Annotated in this window: 11 protein-coding genes; 1 reads left to right on the plus strand and 10 read right to left on the minus strand. The window is 71.7% G+C overall.

Features of this window, described 5'->3' with window-relative positions; genetic code table 11:
• Positions 1-55: 55 nt before the first annotated feature.
• The 10 genes from OG272_RS34055 to glgX form a co-directional block, all read right to left on the minus strand.
• Positions 56-1,717: a M4 family metallopeptidase gene (locus OG272_RS34055; RefSeq protein ID WP_326577258.1), complete on the minus strand. Its 1,662-nt coding sequence runs from the start codon at positions 1,715-1,717 to the stop codon at positions 56-58.
• 317 nt (positions 1,718-2,034) lie between these two features.
• The gene (locus OG272_RS34060) at positions 2,035-4,104 is read right to left on the minus strand and encodes a M4 family metallopeptidase (RefSeq protein WP_405895439.1); all 2,070 of its coding nucleotides are present in this window, start codon (positions 4,102-4,104) and stop codon (positions 2,035-2,037) included.
• Between the two features lie 309 nt (positions 4,105-4,413).
• The gene (locus OG272_RS34065; protein ID WP_405896107.1) at positions 4,414-4,644 is read right to left on the minus strand and encodes a hypothetical protein; all 231 of its coding nucleotides are present in this window, start codon (positions 4,642-4,644) and stop codon (positions 4,414-4,416) included.
• Positions 4,645-4,727: 83 nt separating this feature from the next.
• Positions 4,728-6,014, minus strand: coding sequence for a hypothetical protein (locus OG272_RS34070; protein WP_405895440.1), 1,287 nt, complete (start codon positions 6,012-6,014; stop codon positions 4,728-4,730).
• Positions 6,015-6,313: 299 nt separating this feature from the next.
• Positions 6,314-8,089 (minus strand): ABC transporter ATP-binding protein, encoded by a 1,776-nt coding sequence (locus OG272_RS34075; protein WP_327727753.1) that lies wholly within the window; start codon positions 8,087-8,089, stop codon positions 6,314-6,316.
• Positions 8,086-9,861, minus strand: coding sequence for an ABC transporter ATP-binding protein (locus OG272_RS34080; RefSeq protein WP_405895441.1), 1,776 nt, complete (start codon positions 9,859-9,861; stop codon positions 8,086-8,088). The genes OG272_RS34075 and OG272_RS34080 overlap by 4 nt, the downstream gene beginning before the upstream one ends.
• A 156-nt stretch (positions 9,862-10,017) precedes the next feature.
• A complete protein-coding gene (locus OG272_RS34085) occupies positions 10,018-11,964 on the minus strand; it encodes an ABC transporter ATP-binding protein (RefSeq protein ID WP_405895442.1) in 1,947 nt (648 codons plus the stop codon).
• Positions 11,961-13,865, minus strand: a complete 1,905-nt coding sequence (locus OG272_RS34090; RefSeq protein WP_405895443.1) for an ABC transporter ATP-binding protein — start codon at positions 13,863-13,865, stop codon at positions 11,961-11,963. The genes OG272_RS34085 and OG272_RS34090 overlap by 4 nt, the downstream gene beginning before the upstream one ends.
• 199 nt (positions 13,866-14,064) lie before the next feature.
• Entirely contained in the window at positions 14,065-15,486 is a 1,422-nt protein-coding gene (locus OG272_RS34095; protein ID WP_327727749.1) for a sulfatase-like hydrolase/transferase, read from the minus strand.
• 123 nt (positions 15,487-15,609) lie between these two features.
• Positions 15,610-17,874 (minus strand): glycogen debranching protein GlgX, encoded by a 2,265-nt coding sequence (gene glgX, locus OG272_RS34100; RefSeq protein ID WP_405895444.1) that lies wholly within the window; start codon positions 17,872-17,874, stop codon positions 15,610-15,612.
• A 152-nt stretch (positions 17,875-18,026) separates the two neighbouring features.
• On the opposite strand from glgX, the gene OG272_RS34105 reads away from it, so the two are divergent.
• Entirely contained in the window at positions 18,027-19,253 is a 1,227-nt protein-coding gene (locus OG272_RS34105; protein WP_327727747.1) for an Ig-like domain-containing protein, read from the plus strand.
• The last annotated feature ends 123 nt before the right edge of the window (positions 19,254-19,376 follow it).

Genomic DNA, 19,376 nt, shown 5'->3' on the forward strand with positions numbered 1-19,376 from the left:
CGGGTACCGCCCCAGTCACCTACATCTACACCTGCGCCTGCACCACCACGTCAGGTCAGGCGTTGACGTTGACCGCCGCCCACGCCGCGTTCACGGCCGCGTACTCCGTGCTGCCGGCGCCGTAGAGGGAGGACGCCGCGTTCAGGGTCGCCGTGCGGGCGCCCTTGTAGTTGGTCGTCGAGGTCATGTACGTGCTCAGCGCCTTGTACCAGATCTGGACGGCCTTGGCGCGGCCGATGCCGGTGATCGTGGCGCCGTTGGAGGTGGGGGAGTTGTACGCCACCCCGTTGATCGTCTTCGAACCGCTGCCCTCGGAGAGGAGGTAGAAGAAGTGGTTCGCCGGGCCCGACGAGTAGTGGACGTCCAGGCCGGCCAGCGACGACGACCAGTAGTTGGCCGAGTTGCCGTCCTTGCTGGGCTGGTCCATGTAGCGCAGCGGGGTGCCGTTGCCGCGGATGTCGACCTTCTCGCCGATGAGGTAGTCGCCCGGGTCCTTGGAGTTGGCGGCGTAGAACTCGACCGCCGTGCCGAGGATGTCCGAGGTGGCCTCGTTCAGGCCGCCGGACTCGCCGGAGTAGTTGAGGCCGGCCGTGTTCGAGGTCAGGCCGTGGGTCATCTCGTGGCCGGCCACGTCCAGGGAGGTGAGCGGCTTGACGTTGCCGTCGCCGTCGCCGTACGTCATGCAGAAGCAGCTGTCGGACCAGAAGGCGTTGACGTACGCGTTGCCGTAGTGGACACGGGAGTACGCGGCGACGCCGTTGTTCTTGATGCCGTTGCGGCCGAGGACGTTCTTGTAGAAGTCCCAGGTGACCTGGGCGCCGTAGTGGGCGTCCACCGCGGCGTTCTGGTCGGTCGAGGAGCTCGTCGCGGTGCCGGTGCCCCAGACGTCGTTGGCGTCGGTGAAGAGCGTGCCGGCCGAGGACGACGTGGCGCGGGCCTTGTTGTACGTCTTGTGGCTGCCACGGGTGGCGTCCGTCAGGTTGTACGTCGAGCCCGACAGGGTCGTGCCGATGGTGACCGTGCCGTTGTACTGGCTGTTGCCGGTGCCGGTCTGGATGGCCTCGAACTCGTACAGCTTCTTGCCGGTCTCCGCGTCGGTGATGACGTGGAGCTCCTGCGGGGTGCCGTCGTGCTGGAAGCCGCCGACGACCGTCTCGTAGGCGAGCGCGGGCTTGCCGTTCGCCGCCCACACGACCTTGCGCGGCGCCTTGTCCGCCTCGGTCTTCGTCGAGCCCTCGGCCTTGGCGGCCTTCAGCGCCTGCTTCTCGGCGGTGGCCTTGGTGACGTCCGCGGTGAGGTCGGAGACCTTGACGGAGGCGTCGGTGGCCTTGGTGATGCTCTTGATGTCGCCGGCCTTGGACTCGTGGACGACCAGGTCGCCGCCGAGCACCGGGAGGCCGCCGAAGGTGCGCTCGTAGCGCGTGTGGACGGTGCCGTCCGCGTCCTTGAGGACGTCGCGGACGACCAGCTCCTCCTTGGCGCCCAGGCCTATCTCGTCGGCGGTCTCGGCCGTGGCCGCGTCCGCCTTCTTGATCAGGGCCGTGCGCGCGGCGGGGGTCAGCGGGGCCGGGGCACCGGCCGGCTGGGCCTTGTCCGCGACGGGCGCGGGCTGGGCGGTGGCACCGGAGGTCAGTCCGGTGGTCAGCAGCGCGCCGGCGGCGACGGCGGTCGCGATGGCCAGCGTGGTTCGCTTGCGACGCGCGTAGAACGGAGTCACTCATGCTCCTTGGTGGGGGAGACCGGACGTCATGGGGGTGCCGTCCGGCGGATCTGAAGTTACGAGTGCGGCGGGTGGGTGAAGAGTGGCACCCCGGGCGCGTACATGTCAGGAGGGCAAAGTGATGTTGGCCGAAAGTCAACCGTCCGGAAATGTTGCCGCCATGTAAAACGGTTTCGAACGCGGCAAAGGGGCGGCAAAGCAGGTCCCGGTGAACGGCAAAGAAGGCGCCGCCCCGGGGAGTTGGATCCACCGGGGCGGCGCCCTGTCACGTCACGCTCGTGCCGGGCCCTGTATACGAAGGGCCGTGCCGCGCCCTACGGGAACGTCAGCTTCCAGCTGTTGATGTACCCGGTGTCCTGGGCCGCGTTGTCCTGGACCCTCAACTGCCAGACGCCGTTGGCGACTTCGGAGGACGCGTTCACGGTGTACGTGGTGTTGAGGTTGTCCGAGCTGCCACCGGCGCCGTACGCCTTCATGGTGTACGCCGTGCCGTCGGGGGCGACCAGCTGGACCTGGAGGTCACCGACGTAGGTGTGGACGATGTCCACGGCGACCGCGAGGTTCGAGGGCGCGTTGCCGGTCCGGCCGGAGACGGTGATCGGCGAGGTGACCGCCGCGCCGTTGTCCGGAATCGATACGTCGGTCGTGCTCTCGAACGACGTACCGCCGCCCCCGCCGCCGCCGGGCCGCGTGCCCACGTTGATGCCCGCCCACGCGTTCTGCACCGCCGTGTACTCGGCGGACGTGGTGCCGTACAGCTCACCGGCGACCGCGAGCGTGCCGGTGCGGGCCGCCGCGTAGTTGGTCGTCGACGTGAACTTCGTGGTCAGCGCCTTGAACCAGATCTGCTCCGCCTTGGCGCGGCCGATACCCGTCACCGGGAGGCCGTCCGAGGTGGGCGAGTCGTAGCTGACGCCGTTGATGGTCTTGGCGCCGCTGCCCTCGGAGAGGAGGTAGAAGAAGTGGTTCGCGGGGCCCGACGAGTAGTGCACGTCGATCGAGCCGATGCCCGAGTACCAGGCGTCCTTGGACGAGCCGTCCTTGCTGGGCTTGTCCATGTAACGCAGCGGCGTCCCGTCGCCGTTGATGTTGATCTCCTCGCCGATGAGGTAGTCACCGACGTCGGAGGAGTTCGCCGCGTAGAACTCGACCGTCGAGCCGAAGATGTCCGAGGTGGCCTCGTTCAGGCCGCCGGACTCACCGGAGTAGTTGAGACCCGCCGTGTTGGAGGTGAGGCCGTGGGTCATCTCGTGGGCGGCCACGTCGATCGACGTCAGCGGGTTGGCGTTGCCCGAGCCGTCGCCGTACGTCATGCAGAAGCAGGTGTCCTGCCAGAACGCGTTGACGTAGTTGTTGCCGTAGTGCACACGCGAGTAGGCGCCGACGCCGTCACCGCGGATGCCGCTGCGGCCGTGCACGTTCTTGTAGTAGTCCCAGGTCAGCGCGGCGCCGTAGTGGGCGTCGGCGGCGGCCGACTCCAGGTTCGACGGGGCGCCGTTGCCCCACACGTCGTCGGGGCCGGAGAACAGGGTCCCGGTACCGGAGGTGCCGCGGTTCAGGTTGTACGTCTTGTGGTTGCCGCGCGCGCCGTCGGTGAGGTTGTACGTCGAGCCGGACTGCGTGGTGCCGAGGGTCACCGAGCCGCTGTACACCGTGTTGCCGGTGCCGGTCTCGACCGCCTCCCACTCGTACAGCTTCGCGCCGCTGGTGGCGTCGGTGACGACGTGCAGCTCCTGCGGGGTGCCGTCGTGCTGGAAGCCGCCGACGACCGTCTCGTAGGCGAGGACGGGCTTGCCGCTCGCGGCCCAGACGACCTTGCGGGGCGCGCGGTTGACCTCGGGGCTCTTGGCGTCCTCGGCCTTCGCCGCGCCGAGCGCCTGCTTCTCGGCCTTGGCCTTGGTGACGGTGGGCGTCAGCGAGGGGACACCGATCTTCGCCTTGGTGGCCTTGACGATGCCCTCGGTCTCGCCCGCCTTCGAGGTCTCGACGACCAGGTCGCCGCCGAGGACCGGGAGGCCGTCGTACGTCCGCTCGTACCGGGTGTGCACGGTGCCGTCGCGGTCCTTGACCACGTCACGGACGACGAGCTTCTCCTTCGCGCCGAGGTTCAGCTCCTCGGCGGTCTCCGCCTTCGTGGCGTTGGCCTCGCGTATCAGCTCGGCCCGCTGGGCGGGGGTGAGCTTGACCGGGACCGCGCCCTGGCCGGCCTTGCCCGCCGCCGACGGTGCCTTCTCCGGGGCGGCGGTGGCGGCGCCCGACTGGACGGCCGTGGCCAACAGGGCGGTGACGGCGACGAGCGCGCCGGCGGCCGCGCGCCGGCGGGCGCTGTGGCCGAAAGTGTTACCGGTGTGGGAGGTGCGTCTGTGGGACTGGCGTCTCAACACTGACTCCTTCTGCGTGGCCGCGGTTCGCGCGGCCAGGGGAGACCGGACGGCTGGTGGCCGCCCGGGCAGAACAAGGTGAGAACTGGTGAACGCTTAAACCACATGCGTGGGGGGTGCTTCGCGGCACGGCGAGCCCTGCTTGTGAGGTTGCTGTGTCGCGGTTGTGGGCAGAGTGGCAGGAGACTGTGGGTCCTGTCAGGAGCGCGTCAACAAGTTGGCCGGAAATCGTCCGTTGCCCGGTTGGTCATGTTCGCTATACGGACCGTTCGCTCTACGGACCGTTTCGCTGTGCGCGGGCGACGCGTCTGATCAGCTCCGCGCCATCCGCTGCCTGATCTCCTCCAGCGCCTCGCCGGCCGGCAGGCCGGTCAGCCCCTCGGCGAGAGGCGCGTGGTCGGTGCAGAACCACACGGCGTTCGGCGGGTGTCCGACCCAGCCCACGGGATACGTGAAGTTCCCCTGGAAGTACACCAGAGCGAACTCCGTGAGTTCCCTGCCCTCATGCAGCGAAGCCGGGCATACGGCACACATCGGAGGCATCAAGGTGCGGCAACTCCTCGTTCTCGTCGGGCTGTCGGGCTGTCGGGCTGTCGGGCATTCTCGTACGGCGTCGTGCCCGCCCGTCAGCCGAGGCCCAGTTCGCGGCGCCACCGCCAGGCGAGTGCGAGGCAGGTGCGGCCCGCCGCGAGGGTGCCCGGGTGGGTCGCGTAGCCGAGGACGTTCTCCTCGGTGAAGGGGATGCCCTGGTAAGCCGTGCCGGTACGGCTGCCGACGACGAGGACGCCCTCCTCGTTGCGTTCGCCCATCGCCGCGAAGATCTCGTCGAAGGCGGCCGCGTCCCATACGCAGACCAGGCAGATCTCGGGCTTCCAGGGCAGCGGGTCCAGTCCGAGGCCGAGGAACCGCACGCGCGCCCGGCCCTCGTGCACGGCCCGCTGGAAGTCCGCGTACGGGAGGTCGCGCTCGTAGTCGATGGTCACGCCGCCGTCACCGGTGGCGTCGGCCGCGCCGAGGAATTCCTCCGCGTACTCGCGCATCGTGTTGCGCCACAGGTCGAGGTCGGACCGCCAGACGGGCAGGGCGTCCGTATGCGGCTGGAACTCCCCGGCCGGAACGACGTGCGTGATGCCCGTCGCCACGGCGACCTTGCCCGCCTCGCGCCGGTGCAGGAAGAAGTACGGCCGGCCGTCCTCGATCCGGATCGTCAGGGTGCTGATCCCCGGGAGCGCGGCCCGTGCGCCCAGCGCGAAGGGGCTGCCCAGCCTGCGCCGGTAGGGGCCTGCCGGCGGCCTGCCCCCGCCCTTGCCCCTGCCGCGCAGATCGCGCAGCGCCGCCTCGTACGCGAGGGCCTCGCCGGTGTCCAGGCCGTCGAAGTAGTGGCTGAGGGAGAAGGTGAGGTCGAGCCCGGCCTCCGGGGCGTCCGCCGGCGGGGCGGCGACCTCCAGCAGGCGGTACGAGGGGCCGTTGAACCAGACGGTGGGGCGGTCGTACGCCTCGATCGCGGCCGAGTAGGCGGTCAGCCGGCCGGTGCTCTCGCCGCGCGGCCAGTAGCGGTGCAACGTCGCGCGGGAGCCGTCCAGCCGCTCCTCGGGCCTGGTATCACGCAACGTCATCCGGATGGCGTCCAGGGGGAGCGGCCGGGGCGGGATCCAGCCGGGCCGGGTCAGCAGGGGCAGCTCCGGGTCCGCGCGGTGTGCCGCCTGGGCACCGTGGCACGCCGTGGTCAACTCCGTTCGTCGGAGCCGTAGATGCTGCCGGGTGTGGACGAACAGCGCGACACTCCGCTCCCGGCTCGCCAGCCGCTGCGGCGCGTAGGCGAGCATCGCGGCCACGACCGCGACCAACAGTCCGGCCGCCCCGAACACGGTCTCCCACTCCATGACGTCCCCCGTCGAATCGACCTTGATCATTCAATCAGGAGAGGGGGCGGAGCGGCAGACCGCCGGGGGCGGGCAGGGGCCGGGCGCCTGCGGCGGGGTTGACCACGGCGACGAGCTTGCGCGGCCTGCCGCCACCGCCTGGGCACCGGCCGGCCCAGGGAAGGGGCTCCGAACTCGGCGTGTTCCGGCCCACCGTGTTCCCGAAGGCCGCCGCGGCGAACCACGAACCGGCCCCAGCGCCCTGAGAGTTCCGCCACCCCATGTCGCCGCCCGACCGCGACCGCCCGTCCCACCGAACGCCCTCGCTGTCGTCGACGCCAACGCTGCCTTCAGGCCGATCCCTCCCCGTGCCACCTCTGCCACAGGGCCGCGTACGCGCCGTTCGCCGCCACCAGCTCCTCGTGCGTGCCGAGTTCCGTGAGGCGGCCGTCCTCCATGACGGCCACACGGTCCGCGTCGTGGGCGGTGTGGAGGCGGTGGGCGATGGCGATGACGGTGCGGCCGTGGAGGACGGCGGCGAGGGCGCGTTCGGTGTGGCGGGCGGTGGTGGGGTCGAGGAGGGCGGTGGCCTCGTCGAGGATGAGGGTGTGGGGGTCGGCCAGGACCACGCGGGCGAGGGCGAGTTGCTGGGCCTGGGGGCCGTCCGTGCGGCGACCGCCCTCGCCGAGGCGGGTGTCGAGGCCGTCGGGGAGGTCACGGACCCAGTGGTCCGCGCCCACGGCCGTCAGCGCCGCCCACAACTCCTCGTCGGTGGAGGCCGGTTCGGCGATGAGGAGGTTGTCGCGGACCGTGCCCAGGAAGACGTGGTGCTCCTGGGTGACGAGGACGACCTGGCGGCGCAGGCGTTCCGGGCCGAGGCCCACGACGGGGACGCCGCCGACCGTCACCGACCCGGCTGTCGGCGCGTCGATGCCGGCCAGGAGGCGGCTCAGCGTCGTCTTGCCGGCGCCGGACGGGCCCACCACCGCGAGTCGTTCGCCCGGCCGTACCGTCAGGTCGACGCCCCGCAGCACCTCGCCGCCCCGGTCGTACGCGTAGCGGACGCCCGTCACGTCGATGCGGTCGTCCGCCGGTTCCGGAGAGTCGCCGGAGTCCGCGCGTGGGGCCCCGGCCAGCCCCTCCACCCGGGCGAACGAGGCGCCGCTGCTCTGCAGCAGCTCGACCCGCATCAGGATCTCGTCGAGCGGTCCGCTGAGCTGTTGCAGATACAGGGCCGCCGACACCACCGCGCCCAGAGTGACCGAGCCGCGCGCGAGCAGCACCCCGCCGAGGAGGAGCACGAGCACCTGGGGCACGAAGTACGAGATATCCACCCCCGGGAAGAACACCGTGCGCAGGAACAGGGTGTGGAACCGCCGCCGCCGGGACACCTCCAGTGCGTCCCGGCTCGCCGTGATCCGCCGTCGCTCCAGCCGCAGCGCCTCGACCGTACGGGCCCCGGACGCGGTCGCCGCGACGATCTCCGCGACCTCGGAACCGGCCGCGCCCTCCGCGAGGTAACCGGTACGCGCCCGGCGCAGATACCAGCGCAGCACCACCCCGATGCCGCTCAGCCCGAACAGCACGCACACCCCGAGCAGCGGGTCCAGCGCGAACACCGCGCCGATCAGGAACAACGCCTGTACCGAGCTGATCAGCAACTCGGGACCCACGTCACGCAACGTCCTGCCGACCGCGTCCACATCGGCCGTGCCGCGCGCCGTCAGGTCACCGGTCCCCGCCCGCTCCACGACGGACGCCGGCAGCGCCAGCGTCCGGTCCACGAACTCCTCCCGCACCCGCGCCAGCGTCCGCTCCCCGAACCGGTGCCCCACATACCGGGCCCAGCGCGCCAGCAGCAACTGCGCCACCGCGCACAGCAGGATCACCGACGCCAGCCGGTCCACCGCCCCGACGCCGCCCCCGCCGCGCACCTCGTCGATGATCCGCCCCAGCAGCCACGGCCCGGCCAGCCCCATCGCGGCGGCCGCCCCGTTCAGCCCCAGCACGGCCAGGAACGCCCGCCCGTCCGCCCGCACCAGCCGTACGGTGGCCCGTCGTACGGCGGCCGCGTCGGCGATGGGCAGCCGGCCCGGGGAGTGGGGGGTGGGTCCGACCGTCGTCACCGTACGACCTCCTCGGCGCCAGAGCTCTGCGCGCTGCCCATGTCCGTGTTGTCCGTGTTGCCCGCATCGTTCTCGTCCTCCCCGGCGTCCCGCGCCACCAGCGCCCGGTAGCCCGGCTCGGCGGCCAGGAGCTCGCGGTGGCCGCCGGTGGCCGCGACCTTGCCGTCGACCAGGTGCAGGACCGTGTCGGCGTGGTCGAGGACGAGGGGCGAGGTGGTGGTGACGAGGGTCGTACGGCCCTCGCGGGCGGCCCGCAGCCGCTGGGCGACGCGGGCCTCGGTGTGGGCGTCGAGCGCCGAGGTCGGCTCGACGGCGAGCAGGATCTCGGGGTCGGCCACCAGTGCCCGGGCCAGCCGTACGCGTTGCCGCTGGCCGCCGGAGAGGTTGCGGCCCTGCGCGTCGATCGCCGAGTCGAGGCCGTCCGACAGGCCCTGCACGATGTCCTCGGCCACGGCCGCGCGCAGCGCCCGAGCGGCCGCCTCGTCGTCGACGTCGCCGTGCCCGCCGAGCAGTTCGCGCAGCCGTCCCGCGAACAGGTCGGCCTCGTGGTCGGCGACCAGGATCCGCGCGCGGACCTGCTCCAACGGGATCGCGTCGAGCGGGGTTCCGCCCCAGGTCACCGCCGTCGGCGCGTACCGGCCGAGCCGGTCGACCACGGCTGCCGCGTCGGCCGGCCGGTCGGCCGCCAGCGCGACCAGCCGCCCGGGCGGCACCCGTACGCCCGACTCGGGGTCGTGCAGCGCCGAGGGCTCGGCGGGCGCGTCCGTGGTGCCGTGGTCCGGCAGCGGCTCCAGGGTCAGGAAGCGGATGACGCGCCGTGCGGCCACCACCCCGCGGCTCACCTCGTACCCCCAGTCGACGAAGTACGACACCGGCCGCACCAGCACGGTGACATACCCGTACACCGACACCAACTCGCCCACCGTGATGGCCCCTTGGGCAGCCAGCCGGGCCGCGAGCCAGGTCACCACCGCGAGGAACAGCGTCGGCAGTCCCACCCCGAGCGCCTGCATCCAGCTGGTCACCGACCCCACCCGGTACCCCTGCGCCCGCAGCCGCTGCGAGTCCCGGTGGAACGCGTCCGCGACCAGCCCCTTGCCACCGAGCCCGTTGAGGACGCGCAGCCCGCCCGCGAGGTCCGCGATCCGCGCCGTCAGCACGCCCTGCCGCTCGCGGTACTCCGTCTCCGTGCCCTGCAGCCGCCGCATCAACGGCCCCACGAGTAAGGCCATCAGCGGCATCCCGAGCAGGACGACCGCGGCGATCGGGAGCGAGACCGACACGAGCAGCCCGGCGACCACCAGATACGCGGCGATCGCGCCGACGCCCGGCCCGATGACCGTCAGGGACGAGGAGATCGTGTGGACGTCGCCCACGCCGATCGTGACGACCTCCCCGGCGCCGACGCGGCGCGGCAGGGCCGCCCCCAGCCGGACCGCGTGCGCCATCACGACCTTCACCGTGCGGAAGTTGGCGTCCATCCGGACCCGGGTCATCGTGCGGTGACGCATGATGCTCAGCCAGGCGTTGAAGGCGCCGACGCCGAAGAGGGCGGCCGTCCAGCCGGCCAGGGCGCCGCGGTCACCGGGTTCCAGGCCCTCGTCGATCGCCCGGGAGAGCAGGTACGGGGTGGCCGCGAGCAGGATCATCCACACGCAGGAGATGAGGGAGCCGAGGGCGGAGCGGCCCGCCTGTTGTCTGACCAGCCACCACAGGTAGCGGGCGCCGCCTCGGCAGTCGGGTGTGCCGGGGTCCTCGTACGCGTTGATCATTGGCCCCCGGTTTCTGTGTGGACTCGGATGAGGATGAGTGGGTGCGTTCTCGGGTTCGGGCCCGGTGGGGGCTGGTCGCGCCAACCGGCGGAGCCGCATGGTGATACAGCCCGGCGCCCCTTGAGGGAAGGGCTTCGCCCTTCCCTCAAGGGCGCGCTACGCCAGGCTGTCCCGCCATGCCCGGTGCAGGTCCGCGAACCTGCCCGTGCCCGCGATCAGGTCCGCCGGGGTGCCGTCCTCGACGATCCGGCCGTGTTCCATCACCAGGACCCGGTCGGCGATCTCGACCGTGGAGAGACGGTGGGCGATCACCACGGCCGTACGGCCGCGCAGGACCGTGGACATGGCGCGCTGGACGGCCCGTTCGCCCGGAATGTCGAGGGAACTGGTCGCCTCGTCCAGGATGAGGACGGCCGGGTCGGCGAGCAACGCCCGTGCGAATGCCACGAGTTGACGCTGACCGGCGGAGATTCGGCCACCGCGCTTGCGGACGTCGGTGTCGTAGCCGTCTGGCAGGGCGCTGATGAAGTCGTGGGCGCCGATGGCCTTGGCGGCCCGCTCGATGTCCTCGCGGGTGGCGTCGGGCCGGCCGATGGCGATGTTCTCGGCGACCGTGCCGGAGAACAGGAACGACTCCTGGGTCACCATGACCACCCCGCGCCGCAGCTCGGGCACCGAGAGGTCACGCAGGTCGACGCCGTCCAGGAGGACCCGCCCGGACGAGGGGTCGTAGAAGCGGGCCACCAGCTTGGCGAGGGTCGACTTGCCGGCGCCGGTGGAGCCGACCACCGCCACCGTGCTGCCCGCCGCGAGGGTGAGGTCGAAGCGGGGCAGGACCTCGCCGCCGGTGCGGTACGCGAACCGCACCTCGTCGAACACGACCTCACGGCCCGGGAGTTCGGAGGCCGCGGCCGGCAGCTCCCGCGGCGCGGCGGGCTCCGGGACCGTCGGGGCCTGGGCCAGCAGGCCCGCGATCTTTTCCAGCGAGGCCGCAGCCGACTGGTACGAGTTGAGGAACATGCCGAGCCGGTCGATCGGGTCGTACAGCCGCCGCAGATACAGCACCGCCGCCGCCAGCACACCCAGCGCGAGCGTCCCGGACGCCACCCGGTACGCGCCCCACAGCACGATCGCCGCCACCGTGATGTTGGCGACGACACGGGAGCAGACCACGTAGCGGGCCATCTCCAGGATGGCGTCGCCGTTCCTGCGCTCGTGGTGCCGGTTCAGGGCGCCGAACTCCGTGTCGTTCGCGGCCTCCCGGCGGAACGCCCGCACCGGGCGGATGCCGTTCATCGTCTCCGCGAACTTCACGATCACCGCGGCGATCGCGGTGGACCGGGCCGTGTAGACGCTCGCCGCGCGCCGCTGGTACATCCGCACGAACCCGTACAGCGGCACGAACGACGCCAGCGCCGCCGCGCCCAGACCCAGGTCCAGCCAGAGCAGCATCGCCGAGATGTAGGCGAAGGCGAGGATCACGCCGATGAGTTCCTGCAGACCCTCGTTGAGCAGCTCCCGCAGGGACTCGACGTCCGTGGTGGACCGGGAGATGAGCCGGCCCGAGGTGTACCGCTCGTGGAAGTCGATGCTCAGCGCCTGCGCGTGCCGGAAGATCCGGCCGCGCAGATCCAGCAGCACGTCCTGGTTCACCCGCGCGGACGCCCCGATGAACGCGTACTGCAGTCCGCCGGCCGCCAGCGCGCACGCCAGATACCCGACCCCCACCACGACCAGCGGCCCGTGCCGGCCGTCCCGGAGCGCCGGTACGGCACGGTCGATCGCGTACGCCACCAGCAGCGGGCCCGCCTGCACCGCCGCCTGCTGGAGCAGGAGCAGCACACTCGCCATGACCACCCGGGCCCGCATCGGCGCGAGCAGGGAGCGCAGCAGTGCGAGGGTGGCGCCCGGGGGAGTGGGGAGGTTGTCGTGGTCGAACGGGTCGTCGGCGGCCGCGTTCCGCGCGGCGGCGGGCCGGTCGCCGTCCGGCGACTTCCCCGGAGACGTGGCCTTGCCGGGCTCCCCGGTCGGCTGCTCGTTCGGCTCCTTGTTCGACTCCTCGTTCGGTTCCTTGTCCGGTGCGGTGGTCATGGACGCCGTCATCGCTCGTCCCCTTCGGTCCCGGACATCAGGTGGGCGTACTCCGTGTTCGTGCGCAGCAGTTCCTGGTGGGTGCCCACCGCCGTGACCCGGCCGCCGGAGAGCAGGGCCACGCGGTCGGCGAGCAGCACGGTCGACGGGCGGTGCGCCACGATCAGCGCGGTCGTCTCCGCGAGCACGCGGCGCAGCGCGGCCTCCACCGCGGCCTCCGTGTGCACGTCCAGTGCCGACAGCGGGTCGTCCAGCACGAGGAAGCGGGGGCGGCCGACCACCGCCCGCGCCAGCGCGAGGCGCTGCCGCTGGCCGCCGGAGAGGCTGAGGCCTTGTTCGCCGACCTGCGTGGCGCTGCCCTGGGGCAGCGCGTGCACGAACTCCGCCTGTGCGATGGCCAGGGCGCGGTCCAGCTCGGGCTCGCCCGCGTCCGGCCGGCCGCCCATGAGGACGTTCTCGCCGACGGTCGCGGAGAAGAGGGTGGGTTCCTCGAAGGCCACGGCCACCAGGGCGCGCAGCGATTCCCGGGGCATCTCGGTGATGTCGTGACCGTCCAGCGTGATGCGGCCCGAGGTGACCTCGTGCAGGCGGGGGACGAGGGCGGTGAGGGTGGTCTTGCCGGAACCGGTGGCGCCGACCAGGGCCATCGACTCGCCGTGGCGGATGTGCAGGTCGATACGGTCGAGCGTGGGGGCGGAGCCGGGGGCGGCGTCGGGATAGCGGAAGGTGACGTCGTGGAACCGGAGCCCGCTCGGCTGCCCCGCGCCGTCGACCCGTGCCGCCCCGGCGCCGTCGACCCGTGCCGCCCCGGAGGCGCGGCCGCTCGCCGCCGGGACAGCCGATGATTCCGGCTTTGATTCCGGCTTCTCGTCCATCACCTCGAAGTACCGCTCCGTCGCCGTCGCGGCCTCCTGGCTCATCGCCAGCAGGAAGCCGATCGAGTCGACGGGCCAGCGCAGCGCGAGGGCGGTGGAGAGGAAGGCGACCAGTGTGCCCGCCGACAGTTCACCGTCCGCGACCTGGACGACGCCCAGCACCAGCGCCGCGCCGATCGCGAGCTCGGGAAGCGTGATGATGACGCCCCAGATCGCCGACAGGAGGCGGGCCTTGCGCAGCTCCGTGCCCCGCAGGGTCCGCGACAGCTCACGGAACGCACGGGCCTGGCTGCGGTGCCGCCCGAACCCCTTGATGATGCGGATCCCGAGGACGCTCTCCTCGACGACCGTCGTCAGGTCACCGACCTGGTCCTGCGCGAGACGCGCGACCGCGGCGTACTTCCTCTCGAAGAGGACACAGGTGACGATCACGGGCACGACGGGCCCCAGGATGACCAGCCCGAGGGTCCAGTCCTGGGCCAGCATGATGATGACGCCGACCACGATGGTCACCGCGTTGACCAGCAGGAACGTCAGCGGGAAGGCGAGGAACATCCGCAGCAGCATCAGGTCGGTCGTACCGCGCGAGAGCAGCTGCCCGGAGGCCCAGCGGTCGTGGAAGGCGACCGGCAGGCGCTGCAGATGCCGGTAGAGGTCCGCGCGCATCGACGCCTCGACCCCGGCGAGGGGCCGCGCCACGAGCCAGCGCCGCAACCCGAACAGCAGCGCCTCGGTGAGGCCGAGCAGCAGCAGGTACAGCGCCCCGAGCCACACGCCCGCCGGGTCCCGGTCGGCGACCGGCCCGTCCACCATCCACTTCAGGACGAGGGGGATGAACAGGCCCACGCACGAGGCGACTATCGCGACGAACGCGGCGACGGACAGCCGCGCCCGCACGGGCCGCACATACGGCCACAGCCGCAGCAGCGTGCGCACGGCGGACCGCCCCTCGGCCTTCCGGGGCGCCTCGGCCCGCTCGGGCTCCTCGGGCTCCGAGGCCGTTTCGGGTTCCTCGGCGGTTGCACGTGTCGTGGACATCAGCAGCGAGCCTACGGATCGCCACTGACAACGCCCACCGAGTTTTGGCCGGACCGCGTTCGGTCTCACGTCCTACGACCTGCGCGGCCACGGGGGGCGTACGGGGAGCTCAGAGGGGTCGCACCGGCGCATGGGCCACCGGCTTCCGCAGGTCGCACAGCGGCCGGAACGTCGTCGACACCGCCCTCGGGACGGCCGGCTAGCTCGGATACGGCAGCAGACCGGCGGCGATCCTCTCCCAGGCCGCCTTCAGCTCGGCGAGCAGCTCCGGCTTGTCGGGGGCGAGGTCGGCCTGTTCCCGGGCGTCGGCGGCCAGGTTGTACAGATGGTCGGTGCCGGCGGCGTCCCGGTAGTACTTCCAGTCACCGCGCCGCAGCGCCCGGTTGGCCCGGACCCGCCAGAACAGGTCCCGCTCCGGTACCTGTTCGCCGCGCAGGAGATGGCCGACGAGGCTCTCGCCGTCGAGGGGGTGGGCCGGATCGGGCCGGGCGCCGCCCAGTTCCAGGAGGGTCGCCGTCCAGTCGGGGGAGAACAGCGGCTCGTCGCTGACCTGGTGGCCGTCGATCCGGGCGGGCCAGCGCAGAATCGTCGGCACCCGGATGCCGCCCTCCAGCAGCACGAACTTCTCCCCGCTGAGCGGCCAGTTGTAGGAGTAGCGCTCGCCGCCGTTGTCACTGGCGAACAGCACCACCGTGTTCTCCTCCTGCCCGGACCGGCGCAGCGCGGCCATGACCTCGCCGACGGCCGCGTCCAGGCTCTCCACCATCTGCGTGTACTTCTCGACCGAGCCGCCGTCGTAGTGGTTGAGCGCCCGGGACACCTCGGCCTGCGTCTTCGCGGCCCGGATCTTCGCCGCGATCTCGGCGCCGGTCTCCTGGTCGTCCTCCGCGAGCCAGGGCCAGTGCGGGGTGGTGAAGTTGAGGTTCAGCAGCCACGGCCTGTCGTGCCGGCGGCAGACGTACTCGACGGCCCGCTCGGTCAGGACCTCGGTGTAGTAGCGCAGGTCCTTGTACTCGGCGTCCCCCTCGTAGAGGTCGTACGTGCCGAGCTGGCCCAGCTTGGAGAAGTACTCCAGCACGCCCCCGAAGTTGCCGAAGAACTCGTCCCAGCCGGACTTGGTGGGGCTGTGGTCGGGCAGCCAGCCGCAGTGCCACTTGCCGATCAGGGCGGTCGCGTAGCCCGCCTTCTTCAGCAGGGAGGCCAGCGTGGGGTGGTTCGGGTCCAGCCCCTGCGTCCTGTTGGCGACCGGCTCGGCGAGTCCACCCGGCGTACGGCCCGGGTATCGGCCGGTGTAGAGACTGAACCGGGTCGGCGAGCAGGTCGCCGACCCCGAGTACGCGTCGGTGAACCGCACCCCCTGCCGGGCCAGCCGGTCCAGGTTCGGTGTCCTGATGTGCGGAGCGCCGTACGAGGAGAGGTCGGCCCAGCCCAGGTCGTCACCGAGGATGACGAGGAGGTTGGGGCGCTTGCCGGAGGCCGTGGCGGGGCGGGCCTCGAAGGGGCGTTCGGCGGTGGCGGCCTCGGCGGGCGCGGCCTCGGCAGGGGCGGCCGCACCGGCGACGGCGGTCACCGCACCGCCGCCGACGAGACCACCGAAGGCACGACGGGATATCTCAGGCATGCGATCGAGTTGATCAGCGGTCCGCCGCCCTGGCCAGGCATCCGGCGAGGATTTCATGGACCTGCCACAGCCCCGAAACCCTGCCGCAGGCCTGCAACTCTGCCTCAGGCCTGCAACGTTGCCTCAGCCGAGCACCCGCAGCAGCAGCACACACCGCGCCGGTACCGTCACCGCCGCCCCCGCCCGGTGCACCACCCCCGGCCCCTCCTCCTGCTCCTCCCGTGACGTGTCGACGACCACCTCGTACCGCTGCGCCCACGGTGTCCCCGGCAGGACGAAGTCCACCGGGCGGTCGCCGGCGTGGAGGACGGTGAGGAAGCTGTCGTCGAGGATGGGCGCGCCGCGGGCGTCCCGGCCGGGGATGTCGCGGCCGGAGAGGTACATGCCGAGGGTCGCGGCCGGCGCGTACCAGTCCCGTTCGGTCATCTCCGTGCCGCGTACCGTGAACCAGGCCAGGTCACGGAGCCCGTCCGCCGAGTGGGCCCGGCCGGAGAAGAAGGCCCGGCGGCGGAGTACGGGATGGGACTGGCGCAACGCGATCAGACGGGCCGTCAGGTCGAAGAGCGCCTTCCAGGCGGGGTCGTCCAAGAGCCGCCAGTCGAGCCAGCTGATCTCGTTGTCCTGGCAGTACGCGTTGTTGTTGCCCCCCTGGGTGCGGCCCAGTTCGTCACCGGCGACCAGCATCGGCACGCCCGTGGACAGCAGCAGCGTGGTCAGCAGGTTCCGCAGCTGCCGCCGCCGCAGCGCCCGGACGCGCTCGTCGTCCGTCTCGCCCTCGGTACCGCAGTTCCAGGACCGGTTGTCGTCCGAGCCGTCCCGGTTCCCCTCCCCGTTCGCCTCGTTGTGCTTGCGCTCGTACGACACCAGGTCCCGCAGGGTGAAACCGTCGTGCGCGGTGATGAAGTTGACCGACGCGTACGGCCGCCGTCCACCCCACGCGTACAGGTCGCTCGACCCCGACAGCCGGTACCCCAGGTCCCGGACGTCGGGCAGCGCGCCCCGCCAGAAGTCCCGGACGGCGCCCCGGTAGCGGTCGTTCCACTCCGTCCACAGGGGTGGGAAGGCCCCGACCTGGTAGCCGCCCGAGCCCACGTCCCACGGCTCGGCGATCAGCTTCACCCGCCGCAGCACGGGGTCCTGGGCGATGACGGCGAGGAACGGGGAGAGCATGTCGACGTCGTGCATGGAACGGGCGAGGGCCGCCGCCAGATCGAAACGGAAGCCGTCCACCCCCATCTCCGTCACCCAGTACCGCAGCGAGTCGGTGATGAGCCGCAGGACATGCGGCTGGACCACGTGCAGCGTGTTCCCGCAGCCCGAGTAGTCCGCGTACCGGCGGGCGTCGCCCTGCAGGCGGTAGTAGCCCCGGTTGTCGATGCCGCGCAGCGACAGGCTCGGGCCGCGTTCGTCGGCCTCGGCCGTGTGGTTGTAGACGACGTCGAGGACGACCTCGATGCCGGCGGCGTGCAGGGCCCGCACCATCCGCCTGAACTCCCCGACCTGCTGCCCGGTCGTGCCCGACGACGCGTACCCCGCGTGCGGGGCGAAGTAGCCGATCGAGTTGTAGCCCCAGTAGTTGCGCATGCCCCGGCGCAGCAGATGGTCCTCGTGGGCGAACTGGTGCACGGGCAGCAGCTCCACCGCCGTCACACCGAGCTTCACCAGGTGCTCGATCGCCGCCGGATGCGCGAGACCGGCGTACGTGCCGCGCAGTTCCTCCGGGATGCCCGGGTGGGTCATGGTGAAGCCGCGGACGTGCAGCTCGTAGATGACCGAGTCGGCCCACGGGGTCTTCGGGCGGCGGTCGTCGATCCATTCGTCGTCGGGGGCGTCGTCGTGGACGACGACGCCCTTCGGGACGTGCGGCGCCGAGTCCCGCTCGTCGCGCACGGTGTCCGCGACATGCTGCTCGGGCCAGTCCCGGACGTGCGCGTACACCTCCGGCGGCAGACCGAACTCCCCGTCCACGGCCCGCGCGTACGGGTCGAGGAGGAGCTTCGCCGGGTTCCAGCGGGCGCCGGTCCACGGGTCCCAGCGGCCGTGCACGCGATAGCCGTACCGCTGCCCCGGCAGGACGCCCGGCACGAACCCGTGCCAGATCTCGTGGGTCAGCTCGGACAGCCTCAGCCGGGTCTCCTCGCCCGCCTCGGAGAACAGACACAGCTCGACGGCCTCCGCCCCGCCGGCCCACAACGCGAAGTTGGTGCCCGCGACCCCGTCGGGGCCCACCCGGAACCGCGCGCCGAGCGGCGTCGACGCCCCCGGCCACACGGGCCTCGTCTCCGGCGCGGCCTCCCCGCGCCGACCGCCGTTCAGCACGGTGGCCGGACGCGCGGCCGGTACCCCGCGCGTCCCTCGTACTTCCTCCTGCTCGGCTGCGCTCGACACCTCAGGCCTCCCGCGGCTCGGTGGGGCGACGGGAAAGGGGAAGCAAGGTGTCCCTGCCACTGCTCCCCGCCGAGTCGTCCTCCCAAGGGTTCTGCCCAGAGCACGCCTCGCACTCACGTTTCCCGGGGGCGTGCGCCGTCGTTGGGCCGCACGTGAACCACGCACAGACGCACGCGCGCCGCGCCGGGGCCGCCCTGGCCGCCGCACTCATCTGGGCCGGCCTGCTGGCCGGGGCCGCCGGCTGCACCGTCGGACCGCCACTGACCAGCGAAAAGGCACCGGACGACACGATCCGGGTCACGCCGGAGGACGGCAGCAAGGGCGTGCGCCCGGAGCAGCGCTTCGAAGTTCGGGTGCCCAGCGGGCGCCTGGAGTCCGTCAAGGTGGTGAAGTCCCAGGACGCGCAGGAGTCACCCGTACCGGGGCGGATGTCCGCCGACGGACTGACCTGGCGCCCCACCGGCTCACCGAAGCTCGCCCTGGCCGCCAGGTACACCGTCGACGCGGTCGCCCTCGACGGCCACGGCCGCCGCTCGGCTCGGCACGTCACCTTCACGACGGACGTCCCCGACGAGCGCTTCATCGCGTACGTCACGCCCGAGCACCGGGCCACCGTCGGCACCGGGATGATCGTCTCCCTGGAGTTCAACCGGGAGATCGAGGACCGCGCGGCCGTGGAACGCGCCGTCGACGTGACCGCAGAGCCGGCCGTCGAGGTCCGCCCGCACTGGTTCGGCAAGGGACGTCTCGACTTCCGCCCCGAGACGTACTGGAAGCCCGGCACCAGGGTCACCGTCGGTCTGCGGCTGCGGGACGTCGAAGGCGCCCCCGGCGTGTACGGCCAGCAGTACAAGACGTTCTCCTTCACCGTCGGCCGCCACCAGGTCAGCGTGGTCGACGCGGCGAAGCACACCATGCGCGTGGAACGCGGCGACGGCGTCCTCGCCACGCTCCCCGTCACGGCCGGGGCGCCGAAGACGACGACGTACAACGGGAAGATGGTCGTCACCGAGATGTTGGAGGTGACCCGGATGAACGGCGCCACCGTCGGTTTCAGGAAGGCGAACGGCAAGGGCGAGTACGACATCCCGGATGTTCCGCACGCCATGCGCCTCACCACCTCCGGCACCTTCCTGCACGGTAACTACTGGGCCCCGGACGCCTTCGGCAGGGCCAACGTCAGCCACGGCTGCGTCGGTCTGCGCGATGTGAAGGGCGGCAGCTCCGGCACCCCCGCCGGCTGGTTCTTCGACCGCAGCCTCGTCGGGGACGTCGTCGAGGTGATCAACAGCGACGACAAAAAGGTCGCTCCCGACAACGGGCTCGGAGGGTGGAACTTGGGGTGGAATGAATGGAAAGCGGGTGCCGCGGTGAAGTAGACCGACATAGGTGTACGCGCGCGGGGGAGCTCCCGAGGGCGGCGACTGTCCAAGTTGGGACTGAACGGTGACATACACCGAGGCCAAACCCTTCCGATCATCTGGTTAATGTACGTGCGTACG

Origin of the sequence: Streptomyces sp. NBC_00104 (assembly GCF_045160825.1) — a bacterium.
Taxonomy (GTDB): Bacteria; Actinomycetota; Actinomycetes; order Streptomycetales; family Streptomycetaceae; genus Streptomyces.